We start from the raw sequence: 20,224 nt of genomic DNA on the forward strand, positions 1-20,224 counted from the left end.
CGTGTGATGTTCTTGAGTGTTTTTTATTCGCCAGGACTTCATTGGTTTCGCCCTTATTTTCCGAGGGGTTGCTGATGGCTTTTTATTTTTTTATGGAGAGTTTGATCCTGGCTCAGGATGAACGCTGGCGGCGTGCTTAACACATGCAAGTCGAACGATGACCCCGTGCTTGCACGGGTGATTAGTGGCGAACGGGTGAGTAACACGTGAGTAACCTGCCCCCGACTTTGGGATAAGCCCGGGAAACTGGGTCTAATACCGGATATGACTTCTTACCGCATGGTGGGTTGTTGAAAGATTTATCGGTGGGGGATGGACTCGCGGCCTATCAGCTTGTTGGTGAGGTAATGGCTCACCAAGGCGACGACGGGTAGCCGGCCTGAGAGGGTGACCGGCCACACTGGGACTGAGACACGGCCCAGACTCCTACGGGAGGCAGCAGTGGGGAATATTGCACAATGGGCGAAAGCCTGATGCAGCGACGCCGCGTGAGGGATGACGGCCTTCGGGTTGTAAACCTCTTTCAGTAGGGAAGAAGCGAAAGTGACGGTACCTGCAGAAGAAGCGCCGGCTAACTACGTGCCAGCAGCCGCGGTAATACGTAGGGCGCAAGCGTTATCCGGATTTATTGGGCGTAAAGAGCTCGTAGGCGGTTTGTCGCGTCTGCCGTGAAAGTCCGAGGCTCAACCTCGGATCTGCGGTGGGTACGGGCAGACTAGAGTGATGTAGGGGAGACTGGAATTCCTGGTGTAGCGGTGAAATGCGCAGATATCAGGAGGAACACCGATGGCGAAGGCAGGTCTCTGGGCATTTACTGACGCTGAGGAGCGAAAGCATGGGGAGCGAACAGGATTAGATACCCTGGTAGTCCATGCCGTAAACGTTGGGCACTAGGTGTGGGGGACATTCCACGTTTTCCGCGCCGTAGCTAACGCATTAAGTGCCCCGCCTGGGGAGTACGGCCGCAAGGCTAAAACTCAAAGGAATTGACGGGGGCCCGCACAAGCGGCGGAGCATGCGGATTAATTCGATGCAACGCGAAGAACCTTACCAAGGCTTGACATGTGCCAGACCGCCTCAGAGATGGGGTTTCCCTTCGGGGCTGGTTCACAGGTGGTGCATGGTTGTCGTCAGCTCGTGTCGTGAGATGTTGGGTTAAGTCCCGCAACGAGCGCAACCCTCGTTCCATGTTGCCAGCACGTAGTGGTGGGGACTCATGGGAGACTGCCGGGGTCAACTCGGAGGAAGGTGGGGATGACGTCAAATCATCATGCCCCTTATGTCTTGGGCTTCACGCATGCTACAATGGCCGGTACAATGGGTTGCGATACTGTGAGGTGGAGCTAATCCCTAAAAGCCGGTCTCAGTTCGGATTGGGGTCTGCAACTCGACCCCATGAAGTCGGAGTCGCTAGTAATCGCAGATCAGCAACGCTGCGGTGAATACGTTCCCGGGCCTTGTACACACCGCCCGTCAAGTCACGAAAGTTGGTAACACCCGAAGCCGATGGCCTAACCACCTTGTGTGGGGGGAGTCGTCGAAGGTGGGACTGGCGATTGGGACTAAGTCGTAACAAGGTAGCCGTACCGGAAGGTGCGGCTGGATCACCTCCTTTCTAAGGAGCTAACCATTATTATGGTTGCCCATGTCTGTGCACGAGTGTTGTACGGGTGGGTTGCTCATGGGTGGAATATCAATGAACTCAATACTGGAAAACGTGCGCACGCTGGTCCTCATTATGAGTGGTTGGGGTGTGTGTCGGGGTATTGGCTGTGGCTGTATGGTGTTGGTGCTTGCGAGTACGCATTGTTACTTCACATGAGTGAATCCGTCCTTTTGGGTGGGTTTGTTGGTGTGTGGTGGTGGTGTTGGAATGTGGGTGTTGATGGTGTGTGGTTTGTATGGTTTGGCATGCTGTTGGGTTTTGAGGCAACAAGCCTCCGTCCCTGGTGGATGATTTGATCAAGTGTTGTGGTGCTGGCCTTTTGGGGTTGGTGTTGTGATGGTTGGTTGATTGTCTTCTTGGGTGGCGGGGTTCTTGGTGTTTCGGTGTTTGTCCTGTGTTTGCTGCAGGCATGCTCGGTACGAGCAATAGTCCTTTTGGGTTGTTGTTGGTGGGTGTGTTTGTGGGGGTGTGGGGTTGTTGTTTGGGAACTGTATAGTGAACGCGAGCATCTTGCAGATGAGATGAGTCTTATGACCCTTTTTCCTTGGGTTGTAGGGTGTTTGAGTCTTGTCTGTGTGATTTTGTTAGATTGTTTTATTGCTCAATTCTGAGAACTTTGTTTTGTGTTGAAGTTTTTAAGGGCGCACGGTGGATGCCTTGGCATCAAGAGCCGATGAAGGACGTGGGAATCTGCGATAAGCCTGGTGGAGTCGATAACCGGACGTTGAGACCAGGATTTCCGAATGGGGGAACCCCGCACCATGTTATGTGGTGTGACCTGCAGCTGAATGTATAGGCTGTGTGGAGGGAACGCGGGGAAGTGAAACATCTCAGTACCCGCAGGAAGAGAAAACAATAGTGATTCCGTTAGTAGTGGCGAGCGAACGCGGATGGGGCTAAACCGGTTGGTGTGTGATAGCGGATAGGCGTTGCATCATCGGGGTTGTGGGGTTGACATGTACCAGCGCTATCTTGCTGGTGGGATGAGGTGCAGGCGTATAGGTGAATCGGTTGGAATGCCGGACCATAGAGGGTGATAGTCCCGTAGGTGTAATGCGTGTCTGCCGTTCTAGTGTTGATACCCGAGTAGCACGGGGCCCGTGAAACCTTGTGTGAATCTGCCAGGACCACCTGGTAAGCCTGAATACTACTTGATGACCGATAGTGAATCAGTACCGTGAGGGAATGGTGAAAAGTACCCCGGGAGGGGAGTGAAATAGTACCTGAAACCGTGCGCTTACAATCCGTTAGAGCCTGGGACTTGTTCCTGGGTGATGGCGTGCCTTTTGAAGAATGAGCCTGCGAGTTAGTGTTACGTCGCGAGGTTAACCCGTGTGGGGAAGCCGTAGCGAAAGCGAGTCTGAATAGGGCGTTTGAGTGGCGTGATCTAGACCCGAAGCGAAGTGATCTACCCATGGCCAGGTTGAAGCGCGTGTAAGAGCGTGTGGAGGACCGAACCCACTTCAGTTGAAAATGGAGGGGATGAGCTGTGGGTAGGGGTGAAAGGCCAATCAAACTTCGTGATAGCTGGTTCTCCCCGAAATGCATTTAGGTGCAGCGTTACGTGTTTCTTACCGGAGGTAGAGCTACTGGATAGCTAATGGGCCCTACAAGGTTACTGACGTTAGCCAAACTCCGAATGCCGGTAAGTGAGAGCGTAGCAGTGAGACTGTGGGGGATAAGCTTCATAGTCGAGAGGGAAACAGCCCAGAACGCCAACTAAGGCCCCTAAGCGTGTGCTAAGTGGGAAAGGATGTGGAGTTGCTTTGACAACCAGGAGGTTGGCTTAGAAGCAGCCACCCTTGAAAGAGTGCGTAATAGCTCACTGGTCAAGTGATTCCGCGCCGATAATGTAGCGGGGCTCAAGCACACCGCCGAAGTTGCGTCATTCAAATATTTGCTTGGTCTTCGGATTGGGCGTTTGGATGGGTAGGGGAGCGTCGTATAGCGGGTGAAGTCGCGGTGTAAACCAGCGGTGGACGCTATACGAGTGAGAATGCAGGCATGAGTAGCGAATGACGGGTGAGAAACCCGTCCGCCGAATGATCAAGGGTTCCAGGGTTAAGCTAATCTGCCCTGGGTTAGTCGGGGCCTAAGGCGAGGCCGACAGGCGTAGTCGATGGATAACGGGTTGATATTCCCGTACCGGCGAAGGACCGCCCATACTGAGCTGTTGATGCTAACCATGATGGATTCCAACTGTTGATGCCTTCGGGTGTTTTTGTTGGTTGATGTGGTGGGAACCGATGCAGTGAGGTCAGCGTATTAACAGGTGTGACGCAGGAAGGTAGCCGAGCCAGGCAATGGAATTGACCTGGTCCAAGGGTGTAGGACGAGTCGTAGGTAAATCCGCGGTTCATGATGTCTGAGACCTGATAGGCGCCCACTTTGGTGGGTGATTCGGTGATCCTATGCTGCCTAGAAAAGCATCGGCGCGAGGTCCTAGCCGCCCGTACCCCAAACCGACACAGGTGATCAGGTAGAGAATACTAAGGCGATCGAGAGAATCATGGTTAAGGAACTCGGCAAAATGCCCCCGTAACTTCGGAAGAAGGGGGGCCTGCCCCGTGATCAGCTCTTGCAGTTGTGAGCGGGTGTGGGCCGCAGAGACCAGGGGGAAGCGACTGTTTACTAAAAACACAGGTCCGTGCGAAGTCGCAAGACGATGTATACGGACTGACTCCTGCCCGGTGCTGGAAGGTTAAGAGGACCGGTTAGCAACTTGTTGCGAAGCTGAGAATTTAAGCCCCAGTAAACGGCGGTGGTAACTATAACCATCCTAAGGTAGCGAAATTCCTTGTCGGGTAAGTTCCGACCTGCACGAATGGAGTAACGACTTCCCCGCTGTCTCAACCATGAACTCGGCGAAATTGCAGTACGAGTAAAGATGCTCGTTACGCGCAGCAGGACGGAAAGACCCCGAGACCTTTACTATAGTTTGGTATTGGTGTTCGGTGCAGCTTGTGTAGGATAGGTGGGAGACTGTGAAGCTTGGACGCTAGTTCAGGTGGAGTCATCGTTGAAATACCACTCTGGCTGTACCGGTCACCTAACTTCGGACCATGATCTGGTTCAGGGACAGTGCCTGATGGGTAGTTTAACTGGGGCGGTTGCCTCCTAAAATGTAACGGAGGCGCCCAAAGGTTCCCTCAGCCTGGTTGGCAATCAGGTGTCGAGTGTAAGTGCACAAGGGAGCTTGACTGTGAGAGTGACAGCTCGAGCAGGGACGAAAGTCGGGACTAGTGATCCGGCGGCACCTCGTGGAAGGGCCGTCGCTCAACGGATAAAAGGTACCTCGGGGATAACAGGCTGATCTTGCCCAAGAGTCCATATCGACGGCATGGTTTGGCACCTCGATGTCGGCTCGTCGCATCCTGGGGCTGGAGTAGGTCCCAAGGGTTGGGCTGTTCGCCCATTAAAGCGGTACGCGAGCTGGGTTTAGAACGTCGTGAGACAGTTCGGTCCCTATCCGCTGCGCGCGTTGGAAATTTGAGAAGGGCTGTCCTTAGTACGAGAGGACCGGGACGGACTAACCTCTGGTGTGTCAGTTGTACTGCCAAGTGCATCGCTGATTAGCTACGTTGGGAAGGGATAACCGCTGAAAGCATCTAAGCGGGAAGCCTGCTTCGAGATGAGATTTCCATGCACCTTGAGTGTGTGAGGCCCCCAGCTAGACCACTGGGTTGATAGGCAGGATGTGGAAGCAAGGACTAAAGACTTGTGTAGCTGACCTGTACTAATAGGCCGATGACTTTCAACACACAATATATACAATAATGACTAATAAGATCATTGCTGTTCGCGTTCACTATGCGGTTACGAGACAACAACTCGACAACCGAAACTAAACATGAGACTTGACAAGTAGTTTTTGTCGCATCGTTTCATACAACACCAGAAAATTGGTTTGTGTGCTTCGTGATTGTTACGGCGGTCATAGCGTGGGGGAAACGCCCGGTCCCGTACCGAACCCGGAAGCTAAGGCCCACTGCGCCGATGGTACTGCACTCGTGAGGGTGTGGGAGAGTAGGTCACCGCCGGACTTAACTTAATAAAGATGAATGTTGGTTTGAGGCCCTAACCTTTTGGTTGGGGCCTCACCTGTTTAACCAGTTGAGACTGCTGGTTGCTGGTTGGTGGGGGTTGAGCTGAAGCTCGACCCCCTTTTTCCTGTTTAAGAACAAAGATCATTTGGGATCCCTTGACGCTGCGCTGACAGCGGCTCTACAGTCAACGCACGCACTTGCCGTTGTCAGAGGAGAATCTGCAGATGGGGCAGCTAACGTGGCTCTTAAAACTTAAGCGTGGTGCAGAGTGTTCAGCACGGGCGCAGCCCTGCCGTATATAACAGTATCCGAAGGCGGTAATGCGCATGGTTCCGATAACCCCGGCCAATGCGTTTCAAGTTCTTCGCCGTCAGATTCGCTGCCTCACTCCTGGCGTTCGTCAATCTGGTTCTAACGAACACCAGCAACTCCCTGCGCCATCCGGTCAACGTCCGGAACAGCGACTTCGCCTCAACCATTGTTGTTGCTCGCACGGACTTTTCCAGCACCGCCCACCGGGATTGGAACTCATGGATATTCGTAGCTTTCAATAGTTCCCGCACATGCTCCTTGATCGCATAGATCACTCCGAGTTCCGGGTCTGATTCCAAGATCAGCTTCAACCGTTCAACCTGCTTGATCGACAAGTTCTCCAGATTGCAAGTCAATAATTTCCGGTACTTGTAAGCCGGATCAGCAGCCCGGCCACGACGATCAAAGACTTCGTGGGAGCGACGTCGGCGGACCTGGGTGATCATCAGATTCGCCCGCTGAATCACGTGGAAATGATCCACGCTAACCTTTACCTTCGGCAGATTCTCCCGCACCGCCTTGCGGAACTCCGATGACATGTCGATCGCGACGTACTGCACCCGTTGGCGCCAATACCGTGGCCGATTCTTCAGCCACCGTTTCACCGCCGTGCCGCGGCGTCCGTCCACGATATCCAGAATCTTTCCGGTATCCAGATCAGTAAACACAATCGACCACGGCTCAATCCGCACTACTTTCCCGGTCCGGCCCCGTGCGTAGCGGACTTTGCGAAACCGGTGCTCATCAATGCCGAGCCGGCGGATGAACATGCGGTCCACGTCCCCGACCAGTTCACCGATCGTGGTTAGCCGGGCCATGACCGTAGGCCAAGACACCCCATGCGCGGCAGCGACCCGGGACACTGCCCTGAGTTCGGAACTCATCTCGTCCACGAACTGTTGGGAGAGTCGTGTGGTGATCCTGGCACGGAACGGGAGTTGCTCGGTGGTTTGAACGAATGAACGGCGTTCGCAGGCCGATTCCTGGCAGGCCATACGGCGTTTGCGCACCAATACCTGCAGGTCGGTGCCGCCGACTGGCACGTCCTTCACCCGATGTATTGGTCTGGCCTGGATTCGTTGGGTGAGCACTCCACAGGTGGGGCATGCTGCTTCGGTAGCTTTGGGCTCGATGAGGGCTTGTCGTCCGTCTGCTTCGTGGGTGGCGCTGATGACGCGGTAGTCGTTGAGGTTCAACAGAATCGACGCAGCATCGATTGGCCCGGTATCCTTGAACACGGCTCGTAGTTCCTTGCTGATGTATGTCTAGACAACACTCATCTTCGCAGAGGACTGCGGGCCTTACTTCTTTTTCGGGGTCACCACGCTAAAACTTGAAGAGCCGCTAACGTTCGCTATAAATGTCACTCTTGACGGGTGTATCGACCATAGGGTCGGCATCGCTGACGAAGAGACGCACGACTACTTCACTGACCTCATGAACCAGCATGGCGTTATGCTGTGGGGACGAACCACGTACGAAATGATGGAAGACTACTGGCCACTGGTGGCTAGCGGGGAAGTTGCCGCACCCCAGGCATTGCGCGATTGGGCGATCCAGCTGCAGGACAAGCCCAAATACGTAGTTTCTAGCACTCGAACCGAGTATCCATGGAACAACAGTCACCACCTTATGGGTGACCTGGCTAGCTCAGTTCAGGCGCTCAAGGATCGTACGTCAAACGGGGTGCTGGTGGGCAGCTGCAAGCTGGCAACAGCATTGGATCAGCTAGGGATGATCGACGAGTATCGCTTTTTAGTGCAACCCCTCATCGCTGGGCATGGGCCACGGTTATATGATGCGGGGCTACCTGATGCGCGTCATCTTCAGCTGCTCGATACCAAGATACTATGCAACGGCGTGATCGCGGTGCACTATTCTCGCGCACAATAAAGCCGGCCCGCTCATGCATTGGGTGCACGAGCGGGCCGGCTGTCAGAGGCCAGTTGGCTAGCGGGTGGAGACCTGCTGATCCGTGAGCTGCGCCAGGGTGGCCACAGCGCCTTGCTGATGCAACGACTCCAAGGTCTTCAGATACGGGGTGGTGAACCGTTCATCATCAATAACGTCCCCAAAGAGGTCGCGCTGGCGCAAGAAGGCTAGCGGATCTTCGCTGTGCTTAGCCGCGGCAGCCTTGACCTCTTCGGCCAAGCGGTCCACGATGCTGATCTCTTCGCCCGCTTCATCGGTGCCCTCGGCATAACGAGCCCAGCTGGCGACGATGGCTGCGGATAAGGTGACCTCACGATCGGCGGCAAGATTTTCGCGAACCACTGGCATGAGCCATTTGGGGATGCGATCGGAGGAATCCGCGCAGAGGCGGGCCACGGTATCAGCAACGTACTCATTGCTGTAGCGCTCAATGAGCTTATGCTGGTAGGCGTCCAGATCAACGCCGGGCAGTTCGCGCAGGGTCGGCTCGGCCTCGTTTTTCATGTAGCGAAGCAAGAAGTCTGCAAACAACTTGTTGCGGGCCACGTCGTGCACCGCTTGGTAGCCGGCGAGGTGGCCAAAGTAGCATAGGCCCTGGTGGGTGGCGTTAAGCAGGCGCAATTTCATCAGCTCGTAGGGCACCACGTCGTCAACCAATTGCACGCCAGCTTCTTCGTAGGGTGGGCGGCCGGCAACAAACTTGTCCTCCAGCACCCACTGCTCAAAATCTTCGCAGACAACTGGCCAGCCGTCCTCGATGCCATAACGCTGCGTGACGTCGGCGCGATCGGCATCCGTGGTGACCGGGGTAATGCGGTCCACCATGGAGTTTGGGAAGGACACGTTCTCTTGGACCCACTGGCCGAACTCGGCATCGAGGGCGGAAGCAAAAGCACCAAACATCTTGTGGGCCACTTCGCCATTACCTTGGATGTTGTCGCAGCTCATCACGGTGAAGGGGGCGATGCCACGGGCTCGGCGCAGCTTCAGCCCGGCGCTGATCAACCCGAAGGTGGTGCGTGGTGCCTGCGGGTTGGCAAGGTCGGCGGCGATGGCCGGATTGGCGGTATTAAACTCCCCGGTGACTGGGTGGACGTTGTAGCCGCCTTCGGTGACCGTCAGTGAGACGATGCGGATCGCAGGATCGGCCAGCTGGTTGATGGCGGCGTTTATGTCATCTGGTGCGTAGAGGAAGTCGAGGATCGAACCGATGACTTCAACCTCGCGGGAGCCATCAGGGTTTTTCACTACGAGGGTGTAGAGCCCGTCGCTGTCCTTGAGTACATCGCGCATGCGCTGATCGGACTCCATAACGCCCATGCCGATAATTCCCCAGTCCAACGCCTGGCCCTGATTCATCAGCCGGTTCAGATACATGGCCTGGTGAGCGCGGTGGAAGCCACCTACGCCGAAGTGCACAATGCCGGCGCTGGCTTGTTTGCGGTCGTACTGTGGGGTGCGAACCTGCGGGTCAACCTGGTTCAGGGTGTGGTTGCTCAGTTTCATTATTCAATGCTCCTTAGTCAGGATCGATTAGTGGGTGCTGACGGCGGCGGGTTGGGCGACACCCTGAAAGCCGGGCTGGGTGCCGCGCAGTGCGTGGGACATCAGGGCCGCGACGAGGTAGAGGGCTGCAAAGAGGAAGACCATGCCCGCAGCACCAAGTACGTTGTAGAGCACGGCGACCAGCAGTGGGCCAGCAAAGACGGCGGCGCCGATGCCGAGGTTATAGGAGGCCATGGCTGCCCCTGGATGTTCGGGAGCTAGGGACACGGCGATGGCCGAGAGTGGAACAAAACCTGCCAGCCCGATGCCAAAGATCGCCCCGATGATCAGGGTCAGTGGGTAGGCGAAGGGGTAACCGTGATCGGTGGCCCACGCTGGTACGAGGTACAGTCCTGCCATGGAGATCGCGCAGAGCACCGCGCCGAACCACACCACGACCTTGGACCAGCCCAGCTTGTCGCCCAGGGCGCCGAAGAAGAGGTTGAAGGGGATGTTCACCGCGTAGATCACGGTGGTCAGGATCAGGAACTGGCCCACGCTCCAGCCGAAGCGGTCCACGAACAGGGCCGGGAAGAAGATGGCCATGCCGTAGGTGGGGACCGAGTTGATGGTTCGGGTGAGCATGACCATCAGGGCCTTGCGGTTGCTCACCAGTAGGCGCAGGCCGAAGCTCATGGTGCTGAAAACCTGTTCGGGATTGGCCACCAATGGCGCGCGTCCGGTCTTTTCCTTCACGCCGATCAGCGCGATGGCCGCTCCGATGACCACCAGGGCCAGGGAGACCCAGAGGGTCTGGTAGTAGCTCAGGGAGAAGAGTTCAAGGCTGGCGCTGGCGGTCAGCGCGCCGAGGGTGGGCAATCCGGAGCTGAAGGCGACGTAGAACCAGCCGATGGCCACGGCCAGGCGCTTGGCGTTGGCGGTGGCGGAGATCCAGACGAGGAAGCCGTAGGCGAAGAACGGGTAGCCGAAGCCGCGTAGTCCGTAGGCGATGAAGATCAGCGGCGTGCTCGAGGTGTTCAGCGCGATGCCCAAAAAGAGCAGTTCAAAAATCACCCAGATGCCGGCGCCGATGAACATCACCTTGCGCGGGCCCCAGAGGTCGGAAAGCGAAGCGGAGAGGAAGGCGGCGATGGCTACGGCCACGCCGTAGACGGTGACCAGGGTTCCGGCCAGCGGGATGGAGAAGCCATGTTCGCCGGTGAGGTACGGGGCGAGGATGTTCGTTTCCACGCCGTCGCCGATCATGAAGATCATCAGGCCCACAAAACCCCATAGGAGCGGACGCGGTAGCCCTAGGCGATCAAAGATCGAGGGGTGTGTTGGCGTTGAGTTTGTGGTCATGACGCTCCTTTGCGACGGCCTTGCCGGTGTGATCGATTGAACCAATCTAACACCAAACAAACAAACTCAACAGATTTTCTGTTAAAAACTTGAAGAAAGTGATGTTTTGAGACTTGAGACGCAGCATCTATCATCAGAGATGTGGCAAATCACGAATTCGATGTTGAAAACGATGGTCCCGGCTTAAGTCAGGGGCTGCCTCCAGAGACCCGCCGGGACGAAATCACCGGGCACGTTAATAAGGTGCGCACTTCACGGGTGGAGGAATTGGCCGAGCTCTTCTCGGTCAGCGCCATGACCATCCACCGCGACCTGGACTACCTGGCCAAGGAAGGCCGGCTCGAGCGCATCCGCGGTGGAGCACGAGCCATTACCGCCCGGCTGGCCGAACGCGATGTACGCCTGCGTCGGCACCTGAACGCTGAGCTAAAAAGTCAGCTTGCCGCCACCGCCGCCAAGCTGATCGAACGCAATTCGGTGATTGCGCTGGATGACTCCACCACGGTTGGGGCGCTCGGTGCGCACCTAGAAGAGCGCGAGCCTTCCACGGTAATCACCCACTCGCTGGCGCTCATGGGCGCGGTCTCGGCCATGGCACATATCGACATGGTGGGCCTCGGTGGACAGTACTATGCCGAAACCGATTCCTTCCTCGGCTCCATCGTGGTCGAACAAGCACAACGGCTGACCGCCGACGCAGTTTTTGTCTCCACCACCGCCATCAAGAACAACGCCTTATTACACCCGGATGCCGAGGCAGCGCGCACCAAACGCAGCCTGCTACAGATGGGGCGACGCAAGATCCTGGTGGTGGACTCCAGCAAATATGAATCGGCAGGCATTTATCATGTGATGAACCTGTCCGAGTTCGACGATGTGGTGATCGATGATCAACTTGATGACGCACTGATGACCCAGCTGCAGCAGCTGGGCCCACGCATTCACATAGCCACCACCTCTGCAAAGGCGCAGCCATGAAGCCCACCTATGTACTAGGCATCGATTCCTCCACCCAGTCCTGTAAGGCACTGTTGGTCGACGCGAACAGTGGTGAAGTAGTGGCCGAACAACGCCATGGGCATCCGCAGGGAACACAGGTTGACCCGCAAGAGTGGATCACCGCACTTGAAGCGGCCACCGATGGATTACTTCAGCGGGCCTCAGCGGTGTCCATTGCCGGCCAACAACACGGCATGGTCGCCCTTGATAAGCACGGGAATCCGGTGCGTGACGCGATGCTGTGGAATGATACTTCTTCGGCGCAACAAGCAAGGGAGCTGACCGAAGAGCTCGGCGGCGAGCTGGCCTGTGCGCAGCAGATTGGCAGCGTACCGGTGGCCTCACTGACGGTGACCAAGCTACGTTGGCTACGTGATCAGGAAACGGAGAACGCAGAACGCACAGCGATGGTCTTATTGCCACACGACTACCTCACCTGGCATTTAGGTGGACGCAAAGAGGCGGTCAGTGATCATGGGGACGCCTCGGGTACGGGATACTATTCCCCAGCGCAGCGCCGCTTTGTACCCGAAATAGCTGCCGCAGCGTTGGGGCACCAGGTGCAATTGCCACGCCTAGCGCAGGGCAACGAGGTGGTCGGTCGAACGTCCACCGGGGCGGTAATCGGTGCGGGTACCGGAGATAATATGGCGGCCGCCTTGGGGCTGGATCTGCAGCCCGGTGACGTCTGCATTTCCATGGGCACCTCCGGGGTGGCCTCCGCAGTGGTAGAACACAGCGTGCATGACGGATCGGGCATGGTTAACGGCTTTGTGGCCGCCAACGACAAATTTTTGCCACTGGCCTGCACGCTAAACGGGGCACCGGTGCTGGACTTCGGCGCCCGCATGCTCGGGGTGGGACAACAAGAATTTTCAGACCTCGCGTTGGCTGCACAACCGGGCTCGGGCGGGGTTGTATTACTGCCCTACTTTGGCGGAGAACGTACCCCCAATCGGCCCGAAGCCACCGGTCTATTACAGGGGTTACGCACCAGCACTTCCCGCGAACAGATTGCTCGCGCGTATGTGGAAGGACTGTTGTGCTCCATGAAAGATGCGGTGGCTGCCCTGGAGGCGAGCACCAAGGTGAGAACCCGACGCATCTTGCTGATCGGTGGGGGAGCGCAGTCCGAAGCGGTGCGAGTGATCGCCCCACAGATCTTCGGCGTCGCCGTCCAGGTCCCGCAAACAGCAGAGTACGTGGCCTTGGGTGCTGCGAGGCAAGCGGCCTGGGCACTGAGCGGGCAGGATCAACCGCCGGTATGGAATAGCGCCGAGTCCACTACCTATGAGGCGCAATCCCGTCCAGAAATTTATGCGAACTATGCACGCCTGCGTGATGACACTAAGGGGTGGAAATAAGCGACAGATCGCGTAGCGTAGGGACTATGGATACGCTCTTTTTCGCCCACCGCGGCAGTTCCCACAAATATTCGGAGAACACCCGGGCCGCCTACCTGCAGGCCATTGATGAGGGTGCGGACGGTATTGAATGCGATGTCCATTTGAGCTTGGACGGTCAAGTGGTATGCCACCACGACCCCACCGTTGATCGCACCTCTGATGCCTCGGGACTGGTATCTACCTTTACCCTCGAGCAGCTCAAAGCCATGGACTTCACCGGGGTTGTACCGACCGAAGTACCGGCAGAGTACGGCACGGAAAATGAGCAGCTACTGAGCCTTGATGAGCTTTTGACGCTGATCGAAGAACGCGGCAAACCGGTGGGTTTGGCTGTGGAGATCAAACACCCCAGCCCTTATGGGTATCTACTTGAAGACCGGGTCATGCAGGTCCTTGCTGCTCACGGTTTTGATCCTCAAACCGGGCGGGCCGGAAGCGCGGGGCAGATCGCGGTGACACTGATGAGCTTTGATCCTGGCTCATTGCGCTACCTTGGCCGCAAGGTGAATCCGGACTTGCTCTGCCAGCTGATGACCGAGGTGAATCCCGATTACATTCAGGAGCTTGTAGATTCGGGGCAGGTGGGCCGGGCCGGTGTGTATTCGGTGCTGTACCGTTCGGTGGCCGAAGGCATTGAACTGATCAACGCCGGTGGAGCCGGGATTATCGGCTCGGGCGTTGCCTGGACGCGTGCCAATGAACCGATGGTGCGCCAATGGTTGGCCGAAGGGCGACATGCTCGCATCTGGACGGTGGACCGCCCTGCCGATGCACAGTATTTGATTGACCTTGGGGTTGGTGAGCTAACCAGCAACCGGCCAGTGGAGCTTCGCCGGGAATTGGAACAGCATTAAAAGATGAGCGATACAAGTGAATAAATGGTTGACCCCGGCCACCAAGATGGGCCTATCCATCGCGGTCGCGACCGGGTTGTACGGTATTTCTTTTGGTGCGTTATCCATCGCCGCGGGGCTGAACCTGTGGCAGACACTCGCGCTGAGCGCGCTGATGTTTACCGGCGGATCGCAGTTCGCTTTTATCGGCGTGATCTCTGGCGGCGGGGCCGCATCGGCGGCATTTTCCGCGGCTTCATTATTGGGCATCCGCAACGCGGTATACGGAATGCAGATTAAACAATCCTTGCGTCCGCGCACAGCGCAGGTGCCGGGAATGGCCCAAATAACCATCGACGAATCCACGGCCGTGAGCCTAGGACAAGCAGAAATCGGCGAAAAGCGTCGCGGATTTTTCACCGCGGGCATTGGCGTTTATCTGCTGTGGAATCTCTTTACCCTGGTGGGAGCACTGCTGGGTGAGAAGATGGGGGATCCTGCCGCTTGGGGCCTCGACGGTGCCGCGGTGGCCGCGTTTATTGGGTTGCTGTGGCCGAGGCTCAAGTCGATGCAACCGATACTGATCGCGCTCGCGGCGGCGATCGTTACTGCGCTCGCGGTGCCGGTGGTTGCACCGGGCTTACCGATCCTTTTAACTGCTATTTGTGCCGCCGTTTATGCGGTGCTTTCGGCGCGACAAAAGCCTGCTGCTACCCAGCACGGTGATCTAGACCGTGTGGACGGGGAGTAACAATGAGTGAATTAAGCTGGTGGGTTCTAGCCAGTTGCCTCACGGCCTATGCCATCAAATTGTGCGGCTATTTTGTCCCGCGCAAGGTGCTGGATTCGCCGATGATGTCCCATGTGGCTTCCACCTTGACCGTTGCCCTGCTGGCCTCCTTGGTGACAGTAAACGCCTTCACCTCGGGCCAAGAACTGAAAATTGATGCCCGCATTGGCGCCTTGGCAGCGGCAATTATTGCGCTGATCTTCAAAGCGCCCTACCTGGTGGTGGTATTGGCTGGCGCACTGGCAGCGGTGCTCTTGCGGGCCACCGGGCTAGCGGCCTAAGCCAAGTAAGTGGGACAGTAGAGGCATGATTGTAGCTTTTTCTGTAGCCCCAAGTAACGACAACCCCAACGGTTCAGTCCACGATGCCGTGGCTGAAGCCGTGAAGATCGTGCGTGATTCCGGTCTGCCTAATCGCACCAGCTCCATGTTCACAGAAATTGAGGGTGAATGGGACGAGGTTATGGAGGTCGTTAAGCAGGCCACGATGGCCGCTGGAAAGTTCGGATCCCGCGTTGCGCTGGTGCTCAAAGCCGATATTCGTCCCGGCTACGAGGGCGAAATTGACGCGAAGATTCAACGGCTTGAGAAGGCTATCAAGGATAGTTAGGAGAGTGCGTCGCCATGATTCACCATAGGGCTGAACGTGAGGCCGGTGCGGTTGAGCAGTATCTGGAAGAATCCCTCGGGCTTCAGGTCCAGGCCCTGGAAAAAGGCCGTGAGCATGATCGGGCCTCGGGGCTGCCGTCCATTGAAGTCAGCACGGGGCAGGGAAAATTTCTGTAGTTAGTAGCGCAGATGATTGGCGCTCGCCGAGTGCTAGAGATCGGGACCTTAGGTGGCTACTCCACCAGCTGGCTGGCCCTTGGTGTTGGTGAATCGGGCAAGGTGATTACCTGCGAATTTGAGCCCTTGCATGCCCGCGTAGCGAGAGGAAACCTCGAACGGGCCAGGCTTGGCGACCGTGTAGAAATCAAATTAGGTGCCTCCCAAGCAACCTTAGACTCACTGATTACCAAACGCACCGAGGCATTTGATCTGATCTTTATCGATGCCGACAAGCGCAATAACGTGATCTATCTTCAACGAGCGCTGGAACTCTCGCACCCGGGAACGGTGCTGGTCTCAGACAACGTGGTGCGAGGCGGGGCGATCTTGGATGATTCGGGCCAATTGGGAAGCCAAGAAGCCGACGTGTGAGGAGTCCAAGAGGCACTGATCTGGCTACGTTATCATTCGCGGGTCTCAGCCACCGCACTGCAAACAGTGGGCGCCAAGGGCTGGGACGGGTTTGCGCTGGCCAGGGTGCTGTAAAAATGCGGAGACGGTACTAGCGTGCCGAGTGGTGTTCGCTGAAGCTGCGTTCGGGTTCCTCGTCGGCCTCCGGAGCAAAAGGTGGGGCCTTGATAATCAAGACGTACATTGCCACAGCGCAGATCACGGCGACCGGGGCTCCGATCCATAGGGCGTATTCGGTGTTGCGCACTAATCCTGCAACAACCGGGCCAATGAGCATCGGGACGATGTAGTAGTAATGCTGCGGTGTGGCCGGGCCCCAAATACGCTCGAGTTTTGAGATGAGACTGAAGCCGGCGGCCAAAAGAATGCATCCGAGCAGGATGACCCAGAGCGTTGATGAAAGGCTGATAGTCAGGGTCAGCGAGCCGACTAGGCCCGCGGTTAGATAGGCGTACTTCGTATTTTGATGCAAGCCTTCTCCCTTTTCTGCTCCAGTTTGATTTGATGCGATACATGTATTTTTTCAAACCTTTGGACAGTTCGCAATGCTACTTAAGTAGGAGGGGTGCCGGGAGCGTTGAAAGAAATAAGCCCAAGCACTGCCGTAGGCTAGAAATGTGCCACAAATGAACGACTACCGAATCCGACTGGCGACCGAAAACGACGTACGCCCAGCCTTGGAAATGAAACTTGATTCCTGGCGCGAAGCCTATGCTGCGTTACGCGAGCCCTCCTTCTTCGCCCATCACCAAGAACAGCTCGAAGGCCAAGTAGCTTGGTGGGAGCGGGGCTTGGCTTCCGGCGCGCAATTTTTTATCGCCGAAGATGAGCAGGGCAAGATCATTGGCCTTGCCGGCGGTACCCCAACCATTGAAGAAGACAAAGACACCGGCGTTGAGATCGAGCTGGGCATGCTCTACGTAGAAAAGCAGTACTACGGCAGCGGGCTGGGTGCACACCTGATGGACGTGGTGCTCGGTCAGCGTGATGCGCTGGTTTGGGTGCTGGAAGGTAATTCGCGAGCCCAGGCCTTCTTTGAAAAGCAGGGTTTTAAAGCCGATGGAACTACCGAGTCACTGGTGGGCACCTGGCAGGGATTGATTGAAAGACGGATGGTACGCGCCCATGGCTAGGGACTCCAAGGACTCATTGCTCGGCGAATTCCCCATTGATACGGGCACAGCCATTATTGAGTCCGATCCCTACGGCGGAAACCGGTACATCCTCAAGGTCAACGGGGTCCCGTCCTCGCATATTGACCTCGACGACCCGACGTACCTGGACTTTGAGTACATGCGCTGGATGGAACCGATTTTCACCTATGGTTTCCCTGCCGAAGACTTTGACGGCCGCGCCCGAAAACTGCGGGTGCTGCACCTAGGCGGCGGCGGTTGCTCGATGGCCCGCTGGGTGGCCGCGAGCTACGAGAACGCTCGCCAGGTGGTGGTGGAGCTCGATGCCAAGCTGGCCGAGCTGGTCCGTACCTCATTCGACGTGCCTCGTGCTCCGCTGGTGCGCCTTCGTGTGGGCGATGCCGCCGCGGTATTGCCAACCCTGAGTGATGACAGCCGCGATGTCATCATCCGCGACGTGTTTGCTGGAAGCACCACCCCGAGACAGCTGACCACGGTGGAGTATGCGCGAGATGCCCAGCGGGTTCTGGACGCGAATGGTGTGTACATCACCAACTGTGGTGACACCGCTGATCTGGCCGGAGCTAAGGCTGAGGCCGCCACCCTATTAGAGGTCTTTGAACATGTGGCCATGATCGCTGACCCGCCAATGCTTAAGGGCCGTCGCTACGGGAACATCGTGTTCTTGGCCAGTGACGAACCGTTGAAGCTTGGGGCCGGATTTGAACGCAATCTGCGCACCGCACCCTTGCCGGCGCAGTTGGTTGCAGGGGCAGGTGTGCAGCGTTTCGCTACCGGCACCAGCGCAATTCTGGCCTAGTTAGCGGCACCGCGCTGGTAGCTGGAGCCATCAGCAGCACGCAGCAATAGGCCGTGGTCAACCATGTAACGGCGCAGCAGTGCCACATCGGGGTGAAAGACACGCAGGCGCTCATTGACCTGTTCTTCGCGCAGTTGCTCATCCTGGCCGATGATCGCATCACGAAGGTAGACCAGTACCTCGTGGCGGTCCGCTGGCTTGGCCGGCAAGGTATCCAAACGGTGACCGGTGAAAAAGCGCTGAATGCCGTTGGACGCCGGCTTTGTTGCCGCGGTCGAGGCTAGGGTTCGCTCCAGGAACTGCTCGTTGAGTACCCAACAGTCATCCGCTTCGGATAACAAACCGATTTTCACCCAGCGCGCTAAATCTTTGCGTTGGGTTTTGGCTGGTTGCTCAGCAAGGTCGGACCCGGAAAGCACTGCACCAAGAAGCTGACGCATTGAAGGGTTTTTTAGCCCGGCAGCAACCTGAATCCACTCATTGGTCTGTTGTTGACTCATGAGCAACAGTCTAACCATTTTCTGCCTTTGCTCTGGGTGCACAACAGCCCGCCATGACTAGGTCATGACGGGCTGTGAAGACAAGTGGTGAGTATTAGACCCCAACCCACATTTCAATCAAGCCAATGCCGAAGAACAGCACAAAGGCCGCGGAAACTACCCACATCAATGGGTGGATTTCCTTGGCGCGGCCCTGGGTGGCGCGGATGAAGACGTAGGAGATGAAGCCTGCACCGATGCCGTTAGCGATCGAGTAGGTGAATGGCATCAGGGTGAAGGTCAGGAAGGCTGGCAGCGCAATGCCCCAGTCGTTCCAATCGATCTTTGAGACCTGGGTGATCATCATGAAACCAACAACTACCAGTGCAGGAGCCACAGCTTCGAAAGGCACCAGATAGATCAGTGGGCTCAGGAACATAGCCACGATCATCAGCAGGCCGGTCACCACCGAAGCCAGACCGGTTCGTGCGCCTTCGCCGATGCCGGCGCCGGATTCCACAAAGATTTGCGCCGAGGAACTCGAGGTACCGCCACCGACGATAGCGCCGGCTGCATCAACCATCAGGACCTTATCCACGTCTGGGATCTTACCGTTTTCATCCATGGTGCCAGCTTCAGAAGCCAGACCAACCATGGTTCCCATGGCGTCGAAGAAGATCGATAGCAGGATCACGAAGGCCAGCAGCGAGGCGGCGGTGAAGCCCAGCTTGCTGAAGGCGCCGAAGATGTTGACGTGCCCGATCAGCGACAGGTCAGGCAAAGTCCAGTTTGGCAAGGACGGAACAACCAGCGACCAGGTGCCGGTCTTAAACGTGCCAATGTGGAAGATGGATTCAAGGATGTTGGCGATTACCGCGGAGACGACGATACCGATCAGGATCGCGCCCTTAACCTTGCGGACAACCAAAGCCATGGTCAGCAGCAAGCCGATGATGAAGACCAGGATTGGCCAGCCCATCAGTTCACCATCAAAGCCCAGTCCCACCGGGACGGTGGTCTTGGCCGCGTCAGGCACACGCTGAACAAAGCCGGCGTTCACCAGACCGATCAGCGCGATGAACATACCAATGCCCACCACGATGGCGGTTTTCAGGCCTGCTGGGACCGCGTTGAATACCGCGGTTCTAAAGCCGGTCAGCACCAGGACAAACATGACCACACCGGCGATGAGCACTAGGCCCATAACATCTGGCCAGGTAAGTTCCGGGTTTGTGGCTACGGTGATGGCCACAAAAGCATTAACGCCAAGGCCGGTGGCCATGGCGAAGGGGTGGCGGGCCCAGATGCCCATGAGGATGGTCAGGATGCCGGCCACAAAAGCGGTCACCGCGGCAACGCGCTGGATGCCCAACTCGCCGCCCGAGGAGTCGGCGCCGGAAAGCACCAGCGGGTTGAGGACGACGATGTAGCTCATCGCGAAGAAGGTGGCGATGCCGCCGCGAACCTCGGTGGAGAACGTGGAGCGCCGTTCCGAAATCTTGAAGTACCGGTCGATCCGCGCGGCCGCAGACGTGCCGGAAGCAGTTTTGGTGGAGGAGGACATGGAAAAATTCTATGTTGTTTTTGTTGCGTATCGATATCTAACTTCTAACTAACTAGGCACAATCAGAAAACTTTAGACCCAACTCACACCTAGTAACTGCCAAAGCAAGTACATTGGAGGTAAGGGAAATCACACCCATGTTGATCTGAGGTTATGAAG

Annotated in this window: 17 protein-coding genes and 3 rRNA genes; 14 read left to right on the forward strand and 6 right to left on the reverse strand. The window is 56.9% G+C overall.

Going from position 1 to position 20,224, the window contains the following annotated elements; genetic code table 11:
* The first annotated feature begins 89 nt into the window (after positions 1-89).
* The 3 genes from ACT3RW_RS00805 to rrf all read left to right on the forward strand — a co-directional run bounded on the left by ACT3RW_RS00805 (position 90) and on the right by rrf (position 5,709).
* Positions 90-1,615 (forward strand): 16S ribosomal RNA (locus ACT3RW_RS00805).
* Between the two features lie 676 nt (positions 1,616-2,291).
* Positions 2,292-5,427 (forward strand): 23S ribosomal RNA (locus ACT3RW_RS00810).
* A gap of 165 nt (positions 5,428-5,592) precedes the next feature.
* Positions 5,593-5,709: ribosomal RNA gene (rrf, locus tag ACT3RW_RS00815) — 5S ribosomal RNA — on the forward strand.
* The 16S, 23S and 5S rRNA genes sit together here, the layout of an rRNA operon.
* Before the next feature lie 275 nt (positions 5,710-5,984).
* Here the strand turns inward: rrf and ACT3RW_RS00820 are convergent.
* Positions 5,985-7,262, reverse strand: coding sequence for an ISL3 family transposase (locus tag ACT3RW_RS00820; protein WP_444612499.1), 1,278 nt, complete (start codon positions 7,260-7,262; stop codon positions 5,985-5,987).
* A 118-nt stretch (positions 7,263-7,380) separates the two neighbouring features.
* Here ACT3RW_RS00820 and ACT3RW_RS00825 point away from each other — a divergent pair, with 118 nt between their 5' ends.
* A complete protein-coding gene (locus ACT3RW_RS00825) occupies positions 7,381-7,917 on the forward strand; it encodes a dihydrofolate reductase family protein (protein ID WP_444614591.1) in 537 nt (178 codons plus the stop codon).
* A gap of 57 nt (positions 7,918-7,974) precedes the next feature.
* Here ACT3RW_RS00825 and ACT3RW_RS00830 read toward each other — a convergent pair whose 3' ends face one another.
* Both ACT3RW_RS00830 and ACT3RW_RS00835 read right to left on the reverse strand, forming a co-directional pair.
* The gene (locus ACT3RW_RS00830; RefSeq protein WP_444612500.1) at positions 7,975-9,462 is read right to left on the reverse strand and encodes a mannitol dehydrogenase family protein; all 1,488 of its coding nucleotides are present in this window, start codon (positions 9,460-9,462) and stop codon (positions 7,975-7,977) included.
* 27 nt (positions 9,463-9,489) lie between these two features.
* The gene (locus ACT3RW_RS00835) at positions 9,490-10,803 is read right to left on the reverse strand and encodes an MFS transporter (RefSeq protein WP_444612501.1); all 1,314 of its coding nucleotides are present in this window, start codon (positions 10,801-10,803) and stop codon (positions 9,490-9,492) included.
* Between the two features lie 141 nt (positions 10,804-10,944).
* Here ACT3RW_RS00835 and ACT3RW_RS00840 point away from each other — a divergent pair, with 141 nt between their 5' ends.
* From ACT3RW_RS00840 to ACT3RW_RS00875, 8 genes are read left to right on the forward strand one after another with little or no spacing between them, the layout of a single operon-like run.
* Positions 10,945-11,781, forward strand: coding sequence for a DeoR/GlpR family DNA-binding transcription regulator (locus tag ACT3RW_RS00840; protein ID WP_444612502.1), 837 nt, complete (start codon positions 10,945-10,947; stop codon positions 11,779-11,781).
* Entirely contained in the window at positions 11,778-13,166 is a 1,389-nt protein-coding gene (gene xylB / locus ACT3RW_RS00845; RefSeq protein WP_131090669.1) for a xylulokinase, read from the forward strand. Before ACT3RW_RS00840 ends, xylB begins: the two co-directional genes overlap by 4 nt.
* A gap of 26 nt (positions 13,167-13,192) precedes the next feature.
* Entirely contained in the window at positions 13,193-14,062 is an 870-nt protein-coding gene (locus tag ACT3RW_RS00850) for a glycerophosphodiester phosphodiesterase (protein WP_131090668.1), read from the forward strand.
* A gap of 46 nt (positions 14,063-14,108) precedes the next feature.
* Positions 14,109-14,792 carry an AzlC family ABC transporter permease gene (locus tag ACT3RW_RS00855; protein ID WP_444614592.1) on the forward strand — a complete coding sequence of 228 codons (684 nt, stop codon included), beginning with the start codon at positions 14,109-14,111 and terminating at the stop codon, positions 14,790-14,792.
* Positions 14,793-14,794: 2 nt separating this feature from the next.
* Positions 14,795-15,112, forward strand: a complete 318-nt coding sequence (locus tag ACT3RW_RS00860) for an AzlD domain-containing protein (RefSeq protein ID WP_131090667.1) — start codon at positions 14,795-14,797, stop codon at positions 15,110-15,112.
* Positions 15,113-15,137: 25 nt separating this feature from the next.
* On the forward strand, positions 15,138-15,440 hold the full coding sequence (locus ACT3RW_RS00865; RefSeq protein WP_131090666.1) for a thiamine-binding protein: 303 nt from the start codon (positions 15,138-15,140) through the stop codon (positions 15,438-15,440).
* Between the two features lie 14 nt (positions 15,441-15,454).
* The gene (locus ACT3RW_RS00870) at positions 15,455-15,616 is read left to right on the forward strand and encodes a hypothetical protein (RefSeq protein WP_444612503.1); all 162 of its coding nucleotides are present in this window, start codon (positions 15,455-15,457) and stop codon (positions 15,614-15,616) included.
* 12 nt (positions 15,617-15,628) lie between these two features.
* Positions 15,629-16,030 carry an O-methyltransferase gene (locus ACT3RW_RS00875; protein WP_242632617.1) on the forward strand — a complete coding sequence of 134 codons (402 nt, stop codon included), beginning with the start codon at positions 15,629-15,631 and terminating at the stop codon, positions 16,028-16,030.
* Between the two features lie 130 nt (positions 16,031-16,160).
* On the opposite strand, the gene ACT3RW_RS00880 is transcribed toward ACT3RW_RS00875, so the two are convergent.
* Positions 16,161-16,541 carry a hypothetical protein gene (locus ACT3RW_RS00880; protein WP_131090665.1) on the reverse strand — a complete coding sequence of 127 codons (381 nt, stop codon included), beginning with the start codon at positions 16,539-16,541 and terminating at the stop codon, positions 16,161-16,163.
* Between the two features lie 154 nt (positions 16,542-16,695).
* On the opposite strand from ACT3RW_RS00880, the gene ACT3RW_RS00885 reads away from it, so the two are divergent.
* Both ACT3RW_RS00885 and ACT3RW_RS00890 read left to right on the forward strand, forming a co-directional pair.
* Positions 16,696-17,202 carry a GNAT family N-acetyltransferase gene (locus tag ACT3RW_RS00885; RefSeq protein ID WP_242632626.1) on the forward strand — a complete coding sequence of 169 codons (507 nt, stop codon included), beginning with the start codon at positions 16,696-16,698 and terminating at the stop codon, positions 17,200-17,202.
* Positions 17,195-18,022: a spermidine synthase gene (locus tag ACT3RW_RS00890; protein WP_444612504.1), complete on the forward strand. Its 828-nt coding sequence runs from the start codon at positions 17,195-17,197 to the stop codon at positions 18,020-18,022. Before ACT3RW_RS00885 ends, ACT3RW_RS00890 begins: the two co-directional genes overlap by 8 nt.
* Here the strand turns inward: ACT3RW_RS00890 and ACT3RW_RS00895 are convergent.
* Entirely contained in the window at positions 18,019-18,522 is a 504-nt protein-coding gene (locus tag ACT3RW_RS00895; protein ID WP_444612505.1) for a DUF2087 domain-containing protein, read from the reverse strand. The genes ACT3RW_RS00890 and ACT3RW_RS00895 overlap by 4 nt on opposite strands.
* Positions 18,523-18,616: 94 nt before the next feature.
* Entirely contained in the window at positions 18,617-20,065 is a 1,449-nt protein-coding gene (locus ACT3RW_RS00900) for an NCS2 family permease (RefSeq protein ID WP_444612506.1), read from the reverse strand.
* Positions 20,066-20,224 lie beyond the last annotated feature (159 nt).

The organism is Glutamicibacter sp. AOP5-A2-18, from assembly GCF_052446055.1.
Taxonomy (GTDB): domain Bacteria; phylum Actinomycetota; class Actinomycetes; order Actinomycetales; family Micrococcaceae; genus Glutamicibacter.